Source organism: Gymnodinialimonas ulvae (genome assembly GCF_037543845.1).
Lineage (GTDB): Bacteria > Pseudomonadota > Alphaproteobacteria > Rhodobacterales > Rhodobacteraceae > Gymnodinialimonas > Gymnodinialimonas ulvae.
In genome coordinates, this window is the sequence record NZ_JBBIFX010000003.1 from 578,482 (window position 1) to 596,177 (window position 17,696).

General features: G+C 61.8%; 26 protein-coding genes. 15 read left to right on the top strand and 11 right to left on the bottom strand.

Annotated elements, in window-relative coordinates; translation table 11 throughout:
- The first annotated feature begins 24 nt into the window (after positions 1 to 24).
- From V8J83_RS16935 to V8J83_RS16950, 4 genes are all read left to right on the top strand, one after another.
- Positions 25 to 1,125, top strand: a complete 1,101-nt coding sequence (locus V8J83_RS16935; RefSeq protein WP_339987633.1) for an AAA family ATPase — start codon at positions 25 to 27, stop codon at positions 1,123 to 1,125.
- A gap of 10 nt (positions 1,126 to 1,135) precedes the next feature.
- Entirely contained in the window at positions 1,136 to 2,029 is an 894-nt protein-coding gene (locus V8J83_RS16940) for a metallophosphoesterase (RefSeq protein WP_339987634.1), read from the top strand.
- A complete protein-coding gene (locus V8J83_RS16945; protein ID WP_339987635.1) occupies positions 2,016 to 2,636 on the top strand; it encodes a DUF6634 family protein in 621 nt (206 codons plus the stop codon). The genes V8J83_RS16940 and V8J83_RS16945 overlap by 14 nt, the downstream gene beginning before the upstream one ends.
- A gap of 75 nt (positions 2,637 to 2,711) precedes the next feature.
- A complete protein-coding gene (locus tag V8J83_RS16950; RefSeq protein WP_339987637.1) occupies positions 2,712 to 3,596 on the top strand; it encodes a hypothetical protein in 885 nt (294 codons plus the stop codon).
- A gap of 449 nt (positions 3,597 to 4,045) precedes the next feature.
- Here V8J83_RS16950 and V8J83_RS16955 read toward each other — a convergent pair whose 3' ends face one another.
- A complete protein-coding gene (locus V8J83_RS16955; RefSeq protein ID WP_339987638.1) occupies positions 4,046 to 4,501 on the bottom strand; it encodes a MerR family transcriptional regulator in 456 nt (151 codons plus the stop codon).
- A gap of 72 nt (positions 4,502 to 4,573) precedes the next feature.
- Between V8J83_RS16955 and V8J83_RS16960 the strand changes: the two genes are divergently transcribed.
- Entirely contained in the window at positions 4,574 to 5,509 is a 936-nt protein-coding gene (locus V8J83_RS16960) for a cation diffusion facilitator family transporter (RefSeq protein WP_282128707.1), read from the top strand.
- Positions 5,506 to 6,099 carry a methyltransferase family protein gene (locus tag V8J83_RS16965; protein ID WP_339987640.1) on the top strand — a complete coding sequence of 198 codons (594 nt, stop codon included), beginning with the start codon at positions 5,506 to 5,508 and terminating at the stop codon, positions 6,097 to 6,099. Before V8J83_RS16960 ends, V8J83_RS16965 begins: the two co-directional genes overlap by 4 nt.
- On the opposite strand, the gene V8J83_RS16970 is transcribed toward V8J83_RS16965, so the two are convergent.
- The gene (locus tag V8J83_RS16970) at positions 6,087 to 6,437 is read right to left on the bottom strand and encodes an ArsR/SmtB family transcription factor (RefSeq protein WP_339987642.1); all 351 of its coding nucleotides are present in this window, start codon (positions 6,435 to 6,437) and stop codon (positions 6,087 to 6,089) included. The genes V8J83_RS16965 and V8J83_RS16970 overlap by 13 nt on opposite strands.
- Before the next feature lie 63 nt (positions 6,438 to 6,500).
- Here V8J83_RS16970 and V8J83_RS16975 point away from each other — a divergent pair, with 63 nt between their 5' ends.
- Positions 6,501 to 7,349, top strand: coding sequence for a cation diffusion facilitator family transporter (locus V8J83_RS16975; protein WP_339987643.1), 849 nt, complete (start codon positions 6,501 to 6,503; stop codon positions 7,347 to 7,349).
- 11 nt (positions 7,350 to 7,360) lie between these two features.
- Here the strand turns inward: V8J83_RS16975 and V8J83_RS16980 are convergent, their stop codons facing one another.
- The 7 genes from V8J83_RS16980 to V8J83_RS17010 are packed head-to-tail and all read right to left on the bottom strand — an operon-like array spanning position 7,361 to position 11,668.
- A complete protein-coding gene (locus tag V8J83_RS16980; protein WP_339987645.1) occupies positions 7,361 to 8,713 on the bottom strand; it encodes a dihydrolipoyl dehydrogenase family protein in 1,353 nt (450 codons plus the stop codon).
- A 21-nt stretch (positions 8,714 to 8,734) separates the two neighbouring features.
- Positions 8,735 to 10,165: a mercury(II) reductase gene (merA, locus tag V8J83_RS16985; protein WP_339987646.1), complete on the bottom strand. Its 1,431-nt coding sequence runs from the start codon at positions 10,163 to 10,165 to the stop codon at positions 8,735 to 8,737.
- A gap of 1 nt (position 10,166) precedes the next feature.
- Positions 10,167 to 10,304 carry a hypothetical protein gene (locus V8J83_RS16990; RefSeq protein ID WP_339987648.1) on the bottom strand — a complete coding sequence of 46 codons (138 nt, stop codon included), beginning with the start codon at positions 10,302 to 10,304 and terminating at the stop codon, positions 10,167 to 10,169.
- A complete protein-coding gene (gene merF / locus V8J83_RS16995; protein WP_339987650.1) occupies positions 10,301 to 10,687 on the bottom strand; it encodes a mercury resistance system transport protein MerF in 387 nt (128 codons plus the stop codon). The genes V8J83_RS16990 and merF overlap by 4 nt, the downstream gene beginning before the upstream one ends.
- Positions 10,684 to 10,932: a hypothetical protein gene (locus V8J83_RS17000; RefSeq protein ID WP_339987652.1), complete on the bottom strand. Its 249-nt coding sequence runs from the start codon at positions 10,930 to 10,932 to the stop codon at positions 10,684 to 10,686. Before V8J83_RS17000 ends, merF begins: the two co-directional genes overlap by 4 nt.
- 10 nt (positions 10,933 to 10,942) lie before the next feature.
- Positions 10,943 to 11,245: a heavy-metal-associated domain-containing protein gene (locus tag V8J83_RS17005; protein ID WP_055688104.1), complete on the bottom strand. Its 303-nt coding sequence runs from the start codon at positions 11,243 to 11,245 to the stop codon at positions 10,943 to 10,945.
- Between the two features lie 15 nt (positions 11,246 to 11,260).
- A complete protein-coding gene (locus V8J83_RS17010; protein ID WP_282129541.1) occupies positions 11,261 to 11,668 on the bottom strand; it encodes a mercuric transporter MerT family protein in 408 nt (135 codons plus the stop codon).
- 76 nt (positions 11,669 to 11,744) lie between these two features.
- On the opposite strand from V8J83_RS17010, the gene V8J83_RS17015 reads away from it, so the two are divergent.
- Complete coding sequence (locus V8J83_RS17015; protein ID WP_282129540.1) at positions 11,745 to 12,158, top strand: MerR family transcriptional regulator; 414 nt, start codon at positions 11,745 to 11,747, stop codon at positions 12,156 to 12,158.
- A gap of 163 nt (positions 12,159 to 12,321) precedes the next feature.
- On the opposite strand, the gene V8J83_RS17020 is transcribed toward V8J83_RS17015, so the two are convergent.
- Together V8J83_RS17020 and V8J83_RS17025 are read right to left on the bottom strand one after the other, a co-directional pair.
- Positions 12,322 to 12,954 carry a tyrosine-type recombinase/integrase gene (locus V8J83_RS17020; RefSeq protein WP_339987698.1) on the bottom strand — a complete coding sequence of 211 codons (633 nt, stop codon included), beginning with the start codon at positions 12,952 to 12,954 and terminating at the stop codon, positions 12,322 to 12,324.
- Positions 12,955 to 13,456: 502 nt separating this feature from the next.
- Positions 13,457 to 13,675 carry a cyclic nucleotide-binding domain-containing protein gene (locus V8J83_RS17025; RefSeq protein WP_339987658.1) on the bottom strand — a complete coding sequence of 73 codons (219 nt, stop codon included), beginning with the start codon at positions 13,673 to 13,675 and terminating at the stop codon, positions 13,457 to 13,459.
- A 68-nt stretch (positions 13,676 to 13,743) separates the two neighbouring features.
- On the opposite strand from V8J83_RS17025, the gene V8J83_RS17030 reads away from it, so the two are divergent.
- From V8J83_RS17030 to V8J83_RS17060, 7 genes are all read left to right on the top strand, one after another.
- Complete coding sequence (locus V8J83_RS17030) at positions 13,744 to 14,331, top strand: hypothetical protein (RefSeq protein WP_339987660.1); 588 nt, start codon at positions 13,744 to 13,746, stop codon at positions 14,329 to 14,331.
- Between the two features lie 68 nt (positions 14,332 to 14,399).
- Positions 14,400 to 14,714, top strand: a complete 315-nt coding sequence (locus V8J83_RS17035; protein WP_339987662.1) for a hypothetical protein — start codon at positions 14,400 to 14,402, stop codon at positions 14,712 to 14,714.
- 92 nt (positions 14,715 to 14,806) lie between these two features.
- On the top strand, positions 14,807 to 15,301 hold the full coding sequence (locus V8J83_RS17040; protein WP_339987663.1) for a DUF411 domain-containing protein: 495 nt from the start codon (positions 14,807 to 14,809) through the stop codon (positions 15,299 to 15,301).
- Positions 15,298 to 15,762, top strand: coding sequence for a c-type cytochrome (locus tag V8J83_RS17045; RefSeq protein ID WP_339987665.1), 465 nt, complete (start codon positions 15,298 to 15,300; stop codon positions 15,760 to 15,762). The genes V8J83_RS17040 and V8J83_RS17045 overlap by 4 nt, the downstream gene beginning before the upstream one ends.
- Complete coding sequence (locus V8J83_RS17050; RefSeq protein WP_339987667.1) at positions 15,759 to 16,103, top strand: copper resistance CopC family protein; 345 nt, start codon at positions 15,759 to 15,761, stop codon at positions 16,101 to 16,103. The genes V8J83_RS17045 and V8J83_RS17050 overlap by 4 nt, the downstream gene beginning before the upstream one ends.
- A gap of 3 nt (positions 16,104 to 16,106) precedes the next feature.
- Entirely contained in the window at positions 16,107 to 16,985 is an 879-nt protein-coding gene (locus tag V8J83_RS17055; protein WP_339987668.1) for a CopD family protein, read from the top strand.
- A gap of 86 nt (positions 16,986 to 17,071) precedes the next feature.
- The coding region (locus V8J83_RS17060; RefSeq protein ID WP_339987670.1) for a multicopper oxidase family protein at positions 17,072 to 17,696 on the top strand (625 nt) is incomplete at its 3' end.

Below are 17,696 nucleotides of genomic sequence, written 5' to 3' on the forward strand. Positions count from 1 at the left end.
TTTGCGCCCTGAAAGGACTCCGCCATGACCCGTTCTCAGACCACAATCCCGTTCCACGACCTCACTTTCATCGACGACGTGGCCAAGCTCCGCGACGTCGAAGCGCGGTGGAAGAGCTTCCTCAAGGAGGTCCGCCGGAGCGCGCAGACTGCCGACCTTGAAGCGGGGCGGATCACCGAGGATGACCTCGTGCAGCCCTACAATCTGGTGACCGACACTGATCTGCGCCGTATCAAGCGCCGCGCGATGCGGTTGTTGGAGCGGGTGCATTCCTCGACCGGCATGTATCATCTGAGCGAAGAGCACCGGGCACGGCTGACGCCCCTACGCGGCGGCGTGCCGGTCGCCCATCTTGCCACCGAGCATGAGGCCGATGAGATCGCGGCTGCGCTCCACGCCGAGATGCCATGGATGGCGCCAGCGACGGAGGAGGTTTGGCGTGGGTTGCGCGCATCGGCGCGCGACGGGTTGCCAGGCGTCCGGTTCGATCCGTTGGTGCTGGTCGGCTCGCCGGGGATCGGCAAGAGCCATTGGGCGCGGCGCTTGGCGCATCACCTTTCGGTTCCGACAACTAAGATCGAAGCCACGGGTGAACCCGCGGCGTTCTCCCTCGTGGGCCTGCAAAAGGGCTGGGGCAGCGCATCACCGGGCAAGTTGGTGCAAACCGTGCTGCGCGAGCGCCACGGCGGGCCATTGGTGATCGTCGATGAGGTCGAGAAGTCCGACGAGGTCTATTCGAACAAGGGCACCCGCCACACGTTGACCGACGCGCTGCTGCCATTGCTGGAACGCATGACGGCCCGGGACTGGCAGTGCCCGTTCTTCCAGGTGAGGCTCGACATGTCCTGGGTGAACTGGGTCCTAACCGCCAACTCGCGCGATGGGCTACCGGAACCGCTGCAAAGCCGCTGCGTGGTGCTGGACCTGCCCGACCTGACACCCGGCCAACTGCGCGCGTTCGCCGTCACTGAGGGCACACGGCGCGGCTTGCCCGATCCGGCCCTGGCTGCACTGATCGAGGTGTTCGATCGCTGCGGCGTCCCCAATACACGGCTGACCCTGCGGACCGTCAGCCGGATGCTCGACCGCGCCGTGGCGCTGACCCACCAGCCGGTCCTGAACTGAGGAGATCGCCATGCAAACGCTTGCCATCCCCTTCAACACGGGCCGAGTCGTCATCCTCGCGGACATGCATCTGAACACCTACCTCAACTGGGCGCTCAATCCGATCGACGTGTCCTCTATCGAGGACAAGCTGTTCGACGTCGACGCCCTCATCCTCGCGGGCGACTTGATCAACGGCCCTGTCGCTAACTGGGCAACGGCCTTCGCCTTTCTCGCGCGCTACGTCCCGCCGCAGAAGACTTATGTTTTCCCGGGCAACCACGACTACTACGGCGGCTGCATCTCGGACGACCCGCTGCTGGCGCAGGAAGCTGCAAAGGTTGGCGCGCATTTCGTTCAGAAGACGGCTTTGCTGCACGGTGATACGCGCTTGCTGTGTTGCACGCTCTGGACCGATTTCGACCTGCTGAGCGATCAGCCAGTGGCCATGAGCGTCGCGCAGCAGGTGATGCGGGACTATTCCCGGATCGCTAGGCGACCGCCGGATGAACTGCCAAAGGACCATAGCCCCGCCGCTTGGACGCCGCATCCATGGATCAAACCGGAAGATGTCCTGGAGGTTCATCACGATCATCGCAACTGGCTGACCGCCGCGCTGGCGCAGCCGCATCCCTTGGGGAATGCAGCGCGGACGGTCGTCGTCACACATCATGGGCCGGACCCCCGCGTTGCAGGGGCGCCCGATGCTCTCACGCCCGCATTTCACTCGGATCTCTCCGATCTCATCGCGCGCCATCAGCCGGACGCCTGGTTCTTCGGTCATTCCCACCGAAGGCTGCGGGAGGGGATCGGCACCACGGACGTCAGAAACGTCTCCATCGGATATCCGAAAGAGCAGCCGGATGTCTCGGCGGCCTATTTGCGAGACGCCTGCGCATGGGAGAGCCGCCATGGATCCGAATGAGCGTGATCTCGACCTGCTCCAAAGGCTTCGGTCGGTCCGCCCCCTCTGCGCGGAGGGGCATGATGACGACACGGTGGTGTCGTGGGACGACCTCGAACGCGGCCTGCAGGAGACATTCCTGACAGTCGCGCCCGAGTTTGAACCGACCCGCATCGACGGCGGGCTCTACGTCACCGCATTCGAATGGGTATTCGCCTATGAGGACATCTGGCGGCTGATCACGACCCGCATGCGGCTGCGGTCGCTCGAATTGGCGGTGACTGGGCCGACAGCGGCGGAACTGGATTGCGCGCCATTCCTGGCGGGCTGGGTATCCGTCCGATCTGATGGCGATACCGGCGCGCATCTCGTCGGTGATGTTGATGCGCATCCCGCGTCCATCGGTCCTATGATCCATACATCCCCGCTCTGCGGTATCGATCCCGACGCAGGCTGGGCGCGCACCGTCTCACGCTGGTATCGGCTCGGCGATCGATCGACGCCGACAGAATTTTACCGCAGATGGGGCAAAAAGGCGGAAGGCATCAGCGCAATCGCCATCGAGACCTGGGAAGCACAGGCGATCTGCGTCGCAGAGCAGATTGAGGAGGGCTTTCGTGGGGCATGAGGGATACTGCGGAGATCAGGAGAAAAAGTTGTCCGGCGAAGATGATGGTGAGGTTTCGGGAACAGGAGGCGTGAAATGACAGAACCAACCCAACCCAGAAGCCGCCCACGCGCGATCTGCCTCGACCTCACGGCGCCGCACGCTGCTCTCTATCCAGTTCCTGTGAACAGTGGCCCGATCATCGGCAGTCAGCTGCCGGAGACCTTCGAAGCCGCGCTGATCCGCCTCGCGCTTGAGACAGGACTGCCTGTCATCGCACTATCCAAGGGGCCGCTACATCTACCTGAGGTCGCCGAGGACGCGCAGGAGCCTCATTTGGCAATTGTCCGCGAGGATCAATTGACCGTGACCATAGGTGAACCGCTGAGCCGACTGGAAAGACGGCTGCACAAGTATGGCATACCAACTTGCGACACCGTGTTTGTCTCGGACCAGGACCTGCGTAGCCTGAGCGTCGCGTATCAACACGTTCCGTTCCGGAAGGCGATCCCAACCCTAAACGACCTCTCCCACGCAAATCGCAGCGCGGCGCTCAAGGGATCCCGTGAAATCACCGCCCAGATGGCGCACACGGTCCTCATACCGCTCGACCTGGAGCTTGGGAACACGCCCGATGCCGACCTACTTGCCATCGGTGGCCGGTTGCTGTTCGATATCGTGCTGTTGCTCGAGGAAGCGGTTCCAGTCGCGGGTTTCGGCGTGAAGTCACTGGAAAAGCTGGCCGCTGGCTATGCGCCCATCCTTTACGGCCTTGAAGGCGAAACGGATCCCGAAGACCCCTTCGATGATGCCATGCGTCGCTTGCGTCGCGCGGGGGCCAAACGGATGATATTCGTAGGCAAGGACGACATACCTGACGCACCGTTGACAAGGTATGCAGATCAGGCTCGGTCGGTAGGTTTTACGTGCAGCCGCCAGACATGGGGGAGTTTGATCGCGGAGTGCCACGTGCGCATGTGAGTCTCGATGATGCTCGATCGACAGCCGTTTTGCGAACGACACCTTGAGTTGGGACGAAGGGACAACATCTTCCGAGGCTTCAGGATAGCAAGAAGGCCTACTTGAAGCGGTCATTCGCTGCATCGCCACTGAATGCCTTGCTTGCGGACTTTCTCGACATTGATGTTTGGAGATGTTGCTGACGCAGCATTTGTTTGCACTCGCGGCAGGCGATACCCGGCTTTGAAGCAACTGTCGTCAGACCGGTCATTCGTAGGCATGGTTATGATCGGAACCGAGACCGTATCTTCGCTGCAGTCAGATCGGACACAACAGACGCGGACAAAGTGAGCTTTCGCCGCGTTTGCACCGACGACTGCTTTTGGAGAATTGGTTCGGTTTAGGATGATCAATATCGCCGCTGCTACAGATGGCTCAAATTTTGTTATCAGTGCAACTGACATTGCTGTTCAGCGCTCGGTCAAGTCAGGTTTGGCACCCGACGCATCGTGCGCACCGATGCAAAGCCGATGGTCCCCCAAAACCTGAATGACGCGACATTTTCCGGCATGGCCGGGATCATCCGCGTCAGCCATCCGCACCAGCTCTTCCCGAAGCCGCGTGAGAATTCTCATGCGCCGATCCACGGCCGCGAGCTGCTTGCATGCGATCTCGTGGGCGGGTGCGCAGTCCTTTAACGGAGCTTCGGCCAATGCCATCAGATCGGCGATGTCATGGAGATTGAAGCCCAGTTCCCGCGCATGACGCAGGAAGGCGAGCCGTTCGAGCGCCGCTTCGTCGTAGCGCCTTTGTCCGCCTGTCGTCCGCGCCGGTGCCGGTATCAGGCCCCGGCTTTCGTAGTAGCGGATCGTCGTGACCTTCACGCCCGTCCGGCGCGACATCTGCCCGATGGAATATTCTTTCATCATTGGCCCTTGAACCTACAGTCGCTGTAGGTCGTATCTATCCTGAAACGATACGAATCGAAAGGAGCCGCCATGGGTCACGGCCATCATCATCACGTCGATCCAGAGGCGGGCGACCGCCGGGTCTTTGCCGCCATCGCGGTCAATATGGGCCTGACGGTCGCGCAGATCGTGGGCGGTATCGTTTCCGGTTCGCTCGCCCTGATCGCGGACGCGCTCCACAATTTCTCCGACGCGATCTCGCTCATCATCGCCTTCGCGGCCCGGAAGATCGCGCGGCGACCCCGCGATGCCGACATGACGTTCGGCTACGGTCGGGTCGAGGTCGTCGCCGCCCTCATCAATTATACCACGCTGATCGTGATCGGCCTCTACCTGCTCTACGAGGCGGCGATGCGCTTTGCCGATCCGCAGCCCGTGGAGGGCTGGCTGATCGTCGTCATCGCGGGCATCGCGCTGATCGTGGACGCGGTGACGGCCGCGCTGACCTACGCCATGTCCAAGTCCAGCGTGAACATTCGCGCGGCCTTCCTGCACAACGTGGCAGATGCGCTCGGCTCTGTCGCCGTGATCGTCGCGGGCACGCTAATCCTGCTCTATGACTGGCGTCTGATCGACCCGCTCGTGACGGTGCTGATCGCGGGCTACATCCTGTGGCAATCGTTCCGCGAGATCGGTCCGGTGATCCGTATCCTGATGCTCGGATCGCCGCCGGAGATCGAGACGGACGCGGTTCTTGAAACCGTGCGCGGAATCGACGGCGTGACAGGCATCCATCACGCGCATTTCTGGCAGATGGATGAACACCGCGCCGCATTGGACGCGCATGTCGTCATCGCCGAAGGCCGCTGGAACGATGCCGACGCAGTGAAAGATTGGATCAAGACGACACTCGCCGACCGGTTCGACATCGAGCACACGACGCTGGAGCTGGAATGTGCGCGCCACGCCTGCGACGACCCGTCCGAGTTCGGCGGGCGGGGGCATGGCGAGGAGCGGCACGGATGAACGATCTTGTTCCCTTCGCGCTGGCGGTCGCGCTTGTCTGTGAAGCAGCTCTCATTGCGATGCTGCTTTGGTCGATCCTCGTCCCATTTCGCCGCCTCTGGCCCCCGCAACGGGTGAGCTGGTTCAGCCAGATCATGGTTTGGCTCCCGACCCTCGCGGTTTTCGGAGGTGCGACCCTCGTGGGCCTCGCCAAATGGAACATGCTGGACTGGCCGCTCTATCTTCGCTGGGGCATGGGCCTGCCACTGATCATGGCGGGCAATGCCGTGGTCTGGCCTGCGGCTTTGGGCATCGGCCTCGATGCAACCAGTGGCGCGGCGGCCAAGCTAAAGACCGATGGCTTCTACCTCTGGTCGCGCAACCCGCAATACGTGGCAGACATGGGCATCTTGGTCGGATGGGCGATCCTGTCCGCCACTCCCGCTGCATGGATCATTGCGACAGGCGGTGTGATTGCCTTTGCGCTCGCTCCGTTCGCCGAAGAGCCGTGGCTGGAAGAGGTCTATGGCGCGTCCTACCGCACGTATCGGAAACGGACGCCGAGGTTTTTCGGGTTTCCCAGCCGACAGGACGCTGACTACTCGGTATAGCGCTCGCAGTTGTCGATACCGGTTGCGGTCGAGGCAAGGAGGTGATCCGCGTCACGGATCAGCCCGGCGACGCGCCTGTCCGCCAGACTATATCTGACGAACCGGCCCTCGCTGCGACGGCTGACCAGCCCGCAGTCTAGCAAGCACCGCAGATGGTTCGAAACATTGGGCTGCCCGAGCCCTGTATTTCCGACAATCTCCTGAACGCTGCGTTCGCCCGCCACCAGCGCATTGAGGATCGCCAGACGGCTGGGATCGCCGAGGCCCCGGAAGAGCTTTGCCCGCAGCTCCAGGCCGTCGGGTGCCAAAAGATCGTCTTGAACGTCTTGCGTCGTCATATCATTATCCACTGATACGTTAGCGGCGGCTCCTTTCGCCCGTCAACTTGAAGAGGATTGCACATGAGCCAGGCCGAGAACAGCACGTTGCCGACGGCCACCACGCCGATCCGCATGCGGGTGCAGGGCATGGACTGCGCGAAAGATGCCGCCGAGATCGAGCGCGCGGCCCGGTCTGCGGGCGTGGCCGAAGGCGACGTGAAAGTGTCCGCCGCGACCCACATCATGACATTGCGGATCGCGGACGGCGACCTGCCGAAAGTGCGGCCCGCGCTCGACGCGACCGGCTACGGTTTCGAGAAGATCGAGGACGGCGATACATCGTCCGATCCGGCCTACAAGGACCCGAGTTATCGCCGCGCGCTCTGGATCGTGGTCGCGCTCAATCTCGGCTACGGCGTGGTCGAGATGTTCGGCGGGTTCCTGTCCGGCTCGCAGGCGCTGAAGGCCGATGCGCTCGATTTTCTGGGCGATGGTGCGATCACGTTTCTTGGCCTGCTCGCCATCGGCTGGAGCCTGACATGGCGGGCGCGGTCGGCGATGATCCAGGGCGTGTTTCTGGGCCTTCTGGGCCTTGGCGTTGTCGGCAGCACGATTTGGCGCGTTCTCAATCAGACGACGCCCGAAGCCGGGTTGATGGGAGCCTTCGCGGTGGGCGCGTTGATCGTGAACATTCTTGCGGTTCTGCCGCTGCTGAAGCACCGCAAGGGCGATGCCAACATGCGGGCCGTCTGGCTGTTTTCGCGCAACGACGCCATCGGGAACCTCGCCGTGGTGATCGCAGCCGGACTGGTCGCGTGGCTTGGCAGCGCCTGGCCCGATCTCATCGTTGCTTTCGCCATTGCAGGGCTGTTCCTCCATTCGTCGTGGATGATTGTCCGTGATGCGAGGAGCGATCTGAAGGATGAGTAGGGGCGCTTGCGTTAAAGCAGCGACCCCAAATCCGATCCAACACTTGGATAGGCCGCCGTCATCGACTGAAGCTGTTTTGCGGTCAGGCCCAGCTTGATCGCCAGCCCGAAGAAATTGATCAGCTCGCCGTATTCAGGGCCGAACAGGTGCGCGCCGAGGATATTGCCGTTCGACTTGTCCACGAGGATCTTCGCGGCGGCGGAGGTCTCGCCGATCCGGTAGTTCGAATACCAACCGCCAGTGTCGGTGAATCGGACATCGACATCATACCCAGCGTCCCTTGCCTCACTTTCCAACATGCCGACACGCGCCACTTCCGGGACCGTGAAGACGGCTGTCGGAATGCCCGCATAGTCTGGCACGGTCTGCGCGTTCTTGAGCATGTTGGAGGCCGCGACCTTCCCTTCGATCACCGCGACCGGCGTCAGCGGCATGCCATCGGTGTCTGCGGAATCTCCGGCGGCAAAGACCGCGCTGTTTGTGGTGCTCCGCAGATGCGGTGCAACGACGATGCCTTTGTCGCTGTAGTCAACCTTGGCGGCCTCCAGGTCCAGATCGGCCAGGGCTGCAACGCGGCCCGCGCCATGCACCACCAGATCGGTTTCGATTGTCCGGTTCTGATCGCCTGACTTCACCTCGACGTTGAATGCTCCATTGGCTTCTGCGACCGAGACGATTTCGGTCTCGCGCATCAGGTCCACGCCGATACCGGCGCCGCGCTCGATCAGCATTTCGACCAGATCGGGATCGAAGCCGCGTAAGGGCCGGGCGCCACGATCCACGATGATCGGGTTGGCTCCGGCCCGTGCGGCGATATGCGCAAACTCGAAGGACACGAAGCCGCCACCGATGAAGAGAAGCCGTTCGGGAAGGGCCTCAAGGTTGAGAAAATCTGTGCTGTCGATCACGAGATCGGCCCCTGTGAAGCCGAGCGGCCTGGGCATGGCACCGGCGGCCACGAGGAACCGCTTCGACAGATATGTCGTCCCATCGACCTCCAGCGTGTTGTCTCCCGTGAACCGCGCGGCTCCATGCAGGGTTTCGACGCCGTTTCCGATCAGGCCCTTTTCCATCCTGTCCGGCACCGGGTCGGTGAAGCCGCGCTTGTGGGCCATCAGATCGGCCCAGTTGATCGACAGATCACCGGGATCGATCCCCTTGCCCTGCATGAGCCGGACTGAGTCGATGATTTCCGCACCGCGCCGCAGGATTTTCTTTGGATCGCAGCCACGCAATGCGCAGGTGCCGCCGTAGGGCAGCGCATCGACAATGGCGACACACCATCCTGCTGCGCCACACTTATTCGCCGCGGCCACGCCTGCCATGCCAGCCCCGATGACGATCAGGTCGTAGTCTTCGCTCATTCTCCGGTCCTTGTCTTGGGTCTATCCGGCGCAGCAGCTCAACTTTGCCACGTCCATATCGAAGGTTTGAGCCGCCAGCTTCAGCCCTTCCACGGTCGTCAGATAGGGGAAGACCGTCTCGCCGAGTGCCTTGGTAGTCATGCCGAACTTCAGCGCCATAACGAGGGTCTGGATCGTATCGGACCCCTCGGGCGCGATGATCTGGCCGCCAAGCAGCCGGTCGGACTTTCTGTCCGCCACCAGCTTGATCAATCCGCGCGTGTCGCGTGCGGCCAGCGCGCGCGGCACCTGATCGAGCGGCACGATGGACGTCTTTAAGTCGAAGCCCGCGTCCCGAGCCTGGGCTTCACCGAGACCGACGCCCGCGACTTGAGGGTCGGAAAACACTACCCACGGCATCGCGGTGTTGTCGTAACGATTGTCTTCGCCGAGAACCGCGTTTCTGGCCGCGAGCTTTGCACCGTAGGCCGCCATATAGACAAACTGGTCACGATCGGTCACATCGCCCGCCGCATAGATGCCTCGCACCGATGTCTGCATGTCCTCGCCGACGACGATGGACCCGCGCGCGTCTGTTTCAACGCCGATTGCGTCCAGGCCCATATCTTCGGTATTGGCCCGCCTGCCAGCGGTCGAAACGAGGTGATCCGCCGTTACTTCGACAGGCTTTCCTTTCTGGATCACGCGTAGCGTCACGCCTGCGTCGTCGCGGCGCACAGTGTCGTAGCTTAACCCGGTCAGAAGGGTGATGCCTTCGGCCTCGAACGCCGCCGCCAATGCCTCCGAGACCTCTGGTTCCGCGCCGGGCAACAGATGCGAACGGGCGACAAGCGTGACCTTCACGCCCATGCGGCTCATCATCTGGGCCAGTTCCGCGCCGATGTAACCCGCGCCGATGAAGATCAGGCTTTTAGGCAGTACTTCGAGCTCCAGAAGACTGGTGCTGTCGAGCGCGCCGATTTCCTCGATGCCGTCGATGGTCGGCAGGACGGGACGCCCGCCCGTGGCGATGATGGTCCTCGGTGCTTTCAGGGTTCGCTCACCGACTGTCACGCCACCTTCGATCAGCCGCGCGGGACCGGCGTCGATGTAATCGACACGCTCGTATTCCGGCAGAAGGTCCGCGTATTTCTTCTGGCGCAGGGTCGCGACCAGATCGTCCTTGGACTGAACGAGCGTCTGCCAATCATCGACTTGCGCGTGGCCTGATAGACCGGGGAACCGCTTGGCAGCCCCCGCACCGTGCACGGCCTCTGCCGCGCGGATCATTGCCTTGGAGGGCACGCATCCCACGTTGACGCAGGTTCCGCCGATGGTGCCATGTCCCACGAGAGCGACGCGCTTTCCGGCATCCGCGCCGGTAATTGCGGCGGAGAACCCCGCCGACCCCGCCCCGAGGACGATCAGGTCATAGCCGCCCTGTCCATCGTCGTTTTTGTTCAGGTCTTTCATCTCAGCGCGCCTCACCATACTCGGAGTTGTTCGATTTGACAGCGAACAGATAAATGACCGCGCCGATTGCGATCAGCGGTGTGAGCATGCCGAGAAGACCGAAGAACATCCCGGTGGCGGTGCAACATCCCATCATCATGAGAGCGTTCCTTTTTTTTGCGCACGGTTCACGAGAACCGCGTAGAGTGCTGTGGCGGCGAAAACGCCGATTGTGATCCGTAATGCGAACCTGAACTCAAAAAGAATGATCAGGATCGACAGAGCCGCCGCGAGGCCGGTGGCCCAAAGTTTCGGGGCCGGTCCCGGTTTGCCAGCGCGCAGCCAAAGGGCCTGTGCCACCACGGCGAGGCTGAAAAACAGCAGCGGGAACAGGGCGTAATCGAGCCAACCCGTTAGGGCCGACAATCCGACGCCAGCGACGATGACGACCAGAAGCGGCGTAAAGCAGCAGAGCGCGGCGAAGAGCGCACCGCCAAGCCCCCATTTCAGCAGTCGGTCGGGATTTTCTGGTGTGTCAGTCAATGGGCCGTCTTTCTTCGTGATGGTTCGGTGCTGGAGGCCCGTTTCATTTGCGAACGACGCAGTGCGCGGACGATCAGGTAGGTCAGACCCGCCAAAACCAGCACGGCAATGCCACTCATTCCAGAGAGCCAAGCCCCAACGCCGCCGAACAACGCTGCAAGCACGGCAGTTCCGCCGCAGCAGACGACCACGACCGGAGCCGCTATTCCGAAGGCCAGCAGGCCACCCATCAGATTGTCACGCATTGCAGACGGCTCAGGAGGCTGTGTCGGGCAGCACCTGCGCCGGATAGCCATTGGCCGTCACCGCGCCAATGATGCTTTCGATGGAAGTTTCGGCGTCATCGTAGGTCACGCTGTAAACACCCTGCCCGTATTCGGGGCCGTCCTCGAATGCGGCGATCTCGACCGACGGAACACCGCGCATCGAGCTGGCGACGATGAACGAGCAGGACGGGCATGTCAGTTCGCTGACGGCGATCTCGACCTGGCGCTCTTCAGCGAGGGCCGGAGTCGAGAGTGCGGCGATGGTCAGGGCGGATAGCAGGAGATGCTTCATGGTCTTGGTCCTCGTTCAGAAATTCAGGATGAAGGGGGTGATGTAGGGAAAGATCATGGCGACAGCGACAATCGCGGACGCGGCCCAGAGGGTTGCGCGCATGATGCGGCGGTCGATGGGGCGGGCGCAGGTGCCATCGGCACAGGCCTCGGCATCTACAGGCTTGTAAGCCTTGTAGAAGCCGTATCCCAAAAACGCGGCGCTCAGCGCAAAGGTGTACCACTTGTAGGCATAGAGCGCCCCGAGCTGCGCGATGAACACGCCTGTCACGCCAAAGCTGACCAGAACAAGCGGCAGGATGCAGCACGAGGTCATGGCCAGCGCACCGAGGACGCCGAGGCCAGTGGCACTCCAGCCCTTGGTTGTTTCGTCGCCTGTTTGATGTGACTGAGTTTGCGGCAGTTCTGCCAAATGTCGTTCCATCGAATCGTCCTTGAATCGGTATTTCCACCGTTCTAAGGTCTGTAGTTGATACAGGCTCAAGGGGTTTTTCTGCGAGATGAATAACGGACGCGTGACTTCACTCCGGCGGGTCGATCTGGCCCGCGCCACGGGCTGCAACCTAGAAACCATCCGCTACTACGAGAAAATCGGCATCATGCCGGACCCGCCGCGCAGCGCGAAAGGCTATCGCAGCTACGATGACGCCCATGTCAAAAGGTTGAAATTCGTCATGCGCTCCCGCGATCTCGGCTTCTCTCTCGAAGAGGTTCGCGGATTGCTTGGGCTGGTCGATGACCAGTCCCGCACTTGCGCCGAGGTTCAGATCATTGCGGAAGATCATCTGGCGGACGTTCGAGCCAAGATAGCAGATCTGAAACGCATTGAGCGTGTCCTGTCAGAAACCGTTGCACGATGCACTGGTAATGCCGCGCCGGAATGCGCGGTGATCGACGCGCTACTCGATGCGTAAACGGGTTTGCCTTTGATCCGTGGCCATTGCGGTTTTGAGATAAACCCGCCATTGGCCGCAACGCAGAAATTCGGAAAACTGGGCTCACTACCGCCGACCGTGTCGTGAAATTCCTAGGTCCGTTCTGGGTTGGCGAACGGCAGCAACCGCCCGCCAACGACGTTCAGATGTCGATCTCTTCTGCTATGCTTAGCGCATCGTCCAACTCAACGCCCAGATATCGCACTGTGCTATCAACCTTCGTGTGGCCAAGCAGAAGCTGCACGGCGCGAAGGTTGCCCGTCTTGCGGTAAATCTCTGCAGCTTTGGTGCGGCGCATCAAGTGTGTTCCGTATCCGCTGGGTTCCAGACCAATTGCTGTCACCCAGTCACGGACCAACCGGCCATACTGCCGCGTTGAGATATGCGGGCGGTCATGGAAACGGCTCGGGAACATAAAGCGGCATCCGATCATCTCAGGTGATCTTACCCACGCAATGACTGTATCTCTCGTGTTTTCAGTAAGTTCAAACTGAACGGGTTGCTTGGTCTTACTCTGGATTATCGAAACTCGTTCACGAACGCGGTCATCTTTGACCAAATCGGCCACGGCGAGTTTGACCAGGTCACAGCCGCGCAGCTTGCTATCGATCGCAACGTTAAACAGCGCAAGGTCACGAAGATAACTAGCAAGTTCGAGCCGGGCACGAATGGCCCAAACCTGTCTGGGAAGAAGGGGTCGTTTCTGACCGATGATCCGGCTCTTGTTCCAGGCTTTATGCTTTGGAGTGACTGCGGGAAGTTGGACTCTTGGCATAATATGCCCTCCGATCCTCCCTCCAAACCCAGACATCAGCACCGCGCTGACAAAGAGAGCATAGCGCCCTGCTGAATGGCCGTTGCCGAAAGTCGCTGGCAAGCGGCGTTGCTGCAAATGCATTGGGCCGCGATGAGCCCCAGAGTCTCTGATGCTGCGAGGTCAACGAATGGCCGCTTACTGGTGGTAGCTTCATGCGAAATTACGGTCTCCGCTTCGCCAATTCGCGATATATTGCAGGTGGTGACACACCGATCTGATCCGCGACCCTGATCCACTCGCCCTTCTCCGGCTCTCCGTGAAGGTCCAGCCATGCGTCCAGCCTGTCGGAGACGCGGCGCAGGCGCATTATCTCGATGCTTGCCCGCTGAGCCTGGACCTCTAGGGCGTGGGTTTCGATAAGACTCAAAGCTGCGTCCGGTTTATCTCGCAATGCAGCCAAAAAATTGGCACGGGGCATGGTCGCAATTTGGGAAGGTGTGCGCGCAACCGCATCGCAGTGTTAATTCGTGGCGAACAGGGAGGCTTCGGCCAGCGCAGCGCCCGCCGTCGCGATATGTAAGGTAAGTGAGGTTCCGTCTTTCATCGGACGTTCCAGCGCGACCGCGCCTTGACGCACCAGATACATGCGGCTGACCCGATCCTCCCGCCGGAAAAGGGTCTCTCCTTGCTCAAGAGCACGCTGAGGCGCGTTGTCGAATATATGCTGCCAGCCGGACATGATAGAAATCATACGCGCTTTCGGACGCATCCGGTAGGGTGCGATGAAAGCTCCAGCGAGGAATGAGAATGCGATTAATGGTGATCCTGGCCGCGACGGTCATTTTGGGAGGCGCAGCCATTGCGTTGGCGCAGACGATGTACTCCGATCATGGTCAGGCGATGGATCACGCGGCGCATGGTCAAGAAGGCCACGCTGGCAGCTTGACGCTGACCGAACCGGGGCAAGGCGCCTTTGCAGCGCTTTCCGAAGTCGTGCGTGTGCTGGAGGCCGATCCCGATACGGATTGGTCTCGGGTCGATCTCGCGGGGCTACGGGCACATCTGGTCGATATGGACCGGCTGGTGTCGGATGCGGTCGTGACGGAAACGGACCTGCCGAACGGGATGTCGATGATAGCGACGGGCGATGCGGAGACGATAGCCACCCTCCGGCGCATGGTTCCGGCCCATGCCGCGCAACTTGCACGGGATGATCGCTGGACAGTGGACGCGGCCGAAGTCGAAAACGGCGTCGAGTTGCGCGTCACCAGCGATGATCCCGGCGTTGTCGCCCGGATCAAGGGACTGAGCTTCTTCGGCCTGATGGCGAGCCAAGACCATCATCGCGAACATCATCTGATGATGGCGCTCGGGGAAGATGCACACGCGCATTGACGCCAGCGACAGAATGTATCGTAGCTTGCAGCTTGCAAATATCCGTATACCCCATATAGGTATGTTGCATGGGTTTGATCCGGCTTCTTCTTGTTGTCTTGGTCGCGCTATCCGCTTCGATCTCCGGGGCGATGGACGCGGGTCATGCGGTTGTCGTGGAGCATAGCCACGCGGCGATGAATGACGTGGCCGACGATCAGCCGGTCTGCTGTTCGGAAAGCACCGAACGCTCCCAGACCTGCCATGCGCTTCCCGCGCTGCTTCCCGATGCAGGCCACCATGACGACGCCCCCGCGACGTGCGAGGATGTCTTCATCGCCGCAAGCCTGCTGCTGACAGGCATAGAACCGTCCAGCCCTATCGACCCTCCCCGCACGGCGTGATGCTGGCCGCGTTCCTGGGGGCGCGGCTTCCAAACCTGCAATCACACCAGAACGGGCTCTGCTCGTACGTATTCCCGTCGAGAGGAACAGACATGAAACCGATCAAGACACTACTCGCCTTCACCCCTGCCGCAGCACTGATCCTTGGCCTCGCCTCCTTCGGCGCGGTCGGTATGGCCCATGCCGAAAATCATTCCGGCATGGCCGATCACGGCACGATGCACGTCACCAAAAGCCCGACCTGCGGCTGTTGCGGTGCCTGGGTCGCGCTGGCTCGCGAGGAAGGCTACGACATCGAGGTCACGGACACCCGCGATGTCACCAGTGTGAAGCTGGACAACGATGTGCCCGGCACGATGTGGTCCTGCCATACCGCGATGATCGACGGCTATGTGGTCGAAGGTCATGTGCCGTTCGCTGCCCTTGCGAAACTGCTCGAAGAAGGCCCCGAGATTGACGGGATCGCGGTTCCTGGAATGCCCGGTGGCTCCCCCGGCATGGGGGATGATCCGACCGCGCGGTATGACGTGCTGGCCTTCGGTGGCGAGGCCGGTGAGGGCGAGGTCTTCTACCAGGCCGGTCTGTGAACCGGACTATCGTGCTCGGTTTGGGGGCAGCGGTTCTTGCGGGAGCCGCTGCCCTCGCCTTCGGATGGGGAACCTCGGCACCGGCCCGGACCGTGCTGATGCCGTCCAACCCGGACGTGGTGGCCCTTGGACAGACGATCTACGCCGAGAACTGCGCCTCCTGCCACGGTGCGAACCTCGAAGGTCAGCCGAACTGGCGGTCGCCCGGCCCGGACGGTCGGCTTCCCGCGCCGCCCCACGATGAGACCGGACATACGTGGCACCATGACGGCGACACGCTGTTCCGTCTGACCAAATACGGCACCGGCGCTCTGATTGGCGATCCGGACTACGCAAGCAATATGCCAATCTATGAGGGCGTTCTGACCGACGATGAGATCATCGCTGTCCTCAGCTACATCAAATCGACTTGGCCGCAGGAAATCCGCGAACGCCACGACGCAATGGAGAACAGACAATGAAGCAGTTAATTCTGGCCCTCGCGGCTACATTGGTGACGGCGACAGCCGCGCTGGCTCACTCGAAAGCCGAAGATACGACTCCGGCAAACGAGGCAACAGTTGAGACGGTCGAGGTCATTGAGCTGCGCTTCGATGATCCAATGCGCGTCACCGCGATTGCCCTGACCGGGCCGGACGGCGATCTGGACATCACCCGCGAGACCGGCCTCGATCCAGTGACGGAGTTTCGGGCCATGCCGCCCGAATATTTGCCCGCCGGGGCCTACACCGTAGATTGGCGTGGCCTGTCTTCTGACGGCCACCCGATGCAGGGCAGCTTCGACTTCACAGTTGCGGACTGACCGGTGGAGGGACTTGCTCCCATAGACGGTTGGGCGCTTCTGGCGATCCTCGCGAAAGCCGCCGGATATGCAGCGGCGCTGGTCGCCATGGGCGGGCCGCTCTTCGTCGCGGTCTTTAGATTTGCGCCGGATGACGTGCTGCGCCTGGCGCGAAAGCTCGCTGTGATCGCGGCTCTGCTCGGTCTCGCCGTGCTGGCACTGCGCTTCGGCATCCGGTCGGCTCGCATTTCCGGCATGGGCTTTGAGGGCGCAGTCAATCCCATAATGCTCGGTCTTGTCTGGGACAGCCCGCTCGGCACGGCGGCGCTCTGGCGCGGAGCGGGTGAACTACTGATCCTTGCCGTGCTGATCGAGGGGACAATCGGTCTTGCGGCAAGCCTTCTGGGCGCACTGCTGGTGGCTGTATCCTACTCGCTGGTGGGCCATTCCCTTGGCGATCCGCGCTGGCTTCTCGCGGTCCTCGTGGGTGTGCATCTGCTGGCCGCGGCCTTCTGGATCGGCGCTCTCGCACCTTTGCATCGCGCGGCGGGCCTGACCGGGGGCGCTGCCCTGCTGCACCGCTTCGGCACAATTGCCAGCGGGACCGTCGCGATCCTCGTCCTCGCGGGCCTCACGTTCGTATGGCTGATGGTCGGTTCCGTGGATGGGCTGTTCGGAACGGCCTATGGTTGGACGTTGATCGCCAAGCTTGTGGTCGTCACTGGGCTTCTGGGCCTTGCCGCCAAGAACAGGCTCCGGCTCGTGCCCGCCCTTGCGTCCGGCGAGCCTTCGGCGTCTTGCAGGCTGCGCCGCTCGATCCGCATGGAAATCATCGCCGTCGCCCTGATCCTGCTGGCGACGGCTACACTGACCTCGATCACCACGCCCCCGGTGAACCTATGACTGGAAAACCGAAGATGACACATATCTCACGACGCACGGTTCTGACCAGCGCTGCTGCTCTTAGCGGAACGGCCTTTCTCCCTCGAATGACATTGGCCGATACTGTTTTGCCGATCCTGCGGGCCGCGCCGTCCACGGCGCAACTTGCCCCTGCCGGGTATCCGGCCACGCCGGTTTGGGCCTACGCGATAGAGGGTGCGGGCACGATCCCCGGACCGGAAATCCGCGTCACGGCGGGCGAGCGCGTCCGGCACCGTCTAGTCAACGATCTGCCGCAACCAACCGCCGTGCATTGGCACGGGATCCGCATTGGAAACGCGATGGACGGAGCCGCGCCACTGACGCAACCGCCCGTGCCGCAGGGTGAGAGTTTCGACTATGACTTCGTAGCCCCCGATCCCGGCACCTACTGGTATCACTCCCACGATCGAGGTTTTGAACAGGTAGCGCGCGGGCTGGCCGGGGCTTTGATCGTTGAAGATCGCGAGCAATGGCTTGGTGAGCCGGGTGCAGCAATGCGCGAGCTGACATTGGTTCTGGATGATTGGTTGCTCGATGCGGACGCGGCGATTGTCGAGGGCCGCTGGGACGATCTTCATGCCGCCGCGCATGGCGGGCGGATGGGCAACACGGTCACGGTGAACGGTAGGGCCTATCCCGACCTGGACATGCGACCAGGCGAGCGCGTGCGTCTGCGTCTTATCAACACCG

Coding starts and splice junctions, on each gene's coding strand:
- V8J83_RS16935 (WP_339987633.1), top strand. CDS start 25: ATGACCCGTTCTCAGACCACAATCCCGTTCCACGACCTCACTTTCATC.
- V8J83_RS16940 (WP_339987634.1), top strand. CDS start 1,136: ATGCAAACGCTTGCCATCCCCTTCAACACGGGCCGAGTCGTCATCCTC.
- V8J83_RS16945 (WP_339987635.1), top strand. CDS start 2,016: ATGGATCCGAATGAGCGTGATCTCGACCTGCTCCAAAGGCTTCGGTCG.
- V8J83_RS16950 (WP_339987637.1), top strand. CDS start 2,712: ATGACAGAACCAACCCAACCCAGAAGCCGCCCACGCGCGATCTGCCTC.
- V8J83_RS16955 (WP_339987638.1), bottom strand. CDS start 4,501: ATGAAAGAATATTCCATCGGGCAGATGTCGCGCCGGACGGGCGTGAAG.
- V8J83_RS16960 (WP_282128707.1), top strand. CDS start 4,574: ATGGGTCACGGCCATCATCATCACGTCGATCCAGAGGCGGGCGACCGC.
- V8J83_RS16965 (WP_339987640.1), top strand. CDS start 5,506: ATGAACGATCTTGTTCCCTTCGCGCTGGCGGTCGCGCTTGTCTGTGAA.
- V8J83_RS16970 (WP_339987642.1), bottom strand. CDS start 6,437: ATGACGACGCAAGACGTTCAAGACGATCTTTTGGCACCCGACGGCCTG.
- V8J83_RS16975 (WP_339987643.1), top strand. CDS start 6,501: ATGAGCCAGGCCGAGAACAGCACGTTGCCGACGGCCACCACGCCGATC.
- V8J83_RS16980 (WP_339987645.1), bottom strand. CDS start 8,713: ATGAGCGAAGACTACGACCTGATCGTCATCGGGGCTGGCATGGCAGGC.
- merA (WP_339987646.1), bottom strand. CDS start 10,165: ATGAAAGACCTGAACAAAAACGACGATGGACAGGGCGGCTATGACCTG.
- V8J83_RS16990 (WP_339987648.1), bottom strand. CDS start 10,304: ATGATGATGGGATGTTGCACCGCCACCGGGATGTTCTTCGGTCTTCTC.
- V8J83_RS17000 (WP_339987652.1), bottom strand. CDS start 10,932: ATGCGTGACAATCTGATGGGTGGCCTGCTGGCCTTCGGAATAGCGGCT.
- V8J83_RS17005 (WP_055688104.1), bottom strand. CDS start 11,245: ATGAAGCATCTCCTGCTATCCGCCCTGACCATCGCCGCACTCTCGACT.
- V8J83_RS17010 (WP_282129541.1), bottom strand. CDS start 11,668: ATGGAACGACATTTGGCAGAACTGCCGCAAACTCAGTCACATCAAACA.
- V8J83_RS17015 (WP_282129540.1), top strand. CDS start 11,745: ATGAATAACGGACGCGTGACTTCACTCCGGCGGGTCGATCTGGCCCGC.
- V8J83_RS17020 (WP_339987698.1), bottom strand. CDS start 12,954: ATGCCAAGAGTCCAACTTCCCGCAGTCACTCCAAAGCATAAAGCCTGG.
- V8J83_RS17025 (WP_339987658.1), bottom strand. CDS start 13,675: ATGTCCGGCTGGCAGCATATATTCGACAACGCGCCTCAGCGTGCTCTT.
- V8J83_RS17030 (WP_339987660.1), top strand. CDS start 13,744: ATGCGATTAATGGTGATCCTGGCCGCGACGGTCATTTTGGGAGGCGCA.
- V8J83_RS17035 (WP_339987662.1), top strand. CDS start 14,400: ATGGGTTTGATCCGGCTTCTTCTTGTTGTCTTGGTCGCGCTATCCGCT.
- V8J83_RS17040 (WP_339987663.1), top strand. CDS start 14,807: ATGAAACCGATCAAGACACTACTCGCCTTCACCCCTGCCGCAGCACTG.
- V8J83_RS17050 (WP_339987667.1), top strand. CDS start 15,759: ATGAAGCAGTTAATTCTGGCCCTCGCGGCTACATTGGTGACGGCGACA.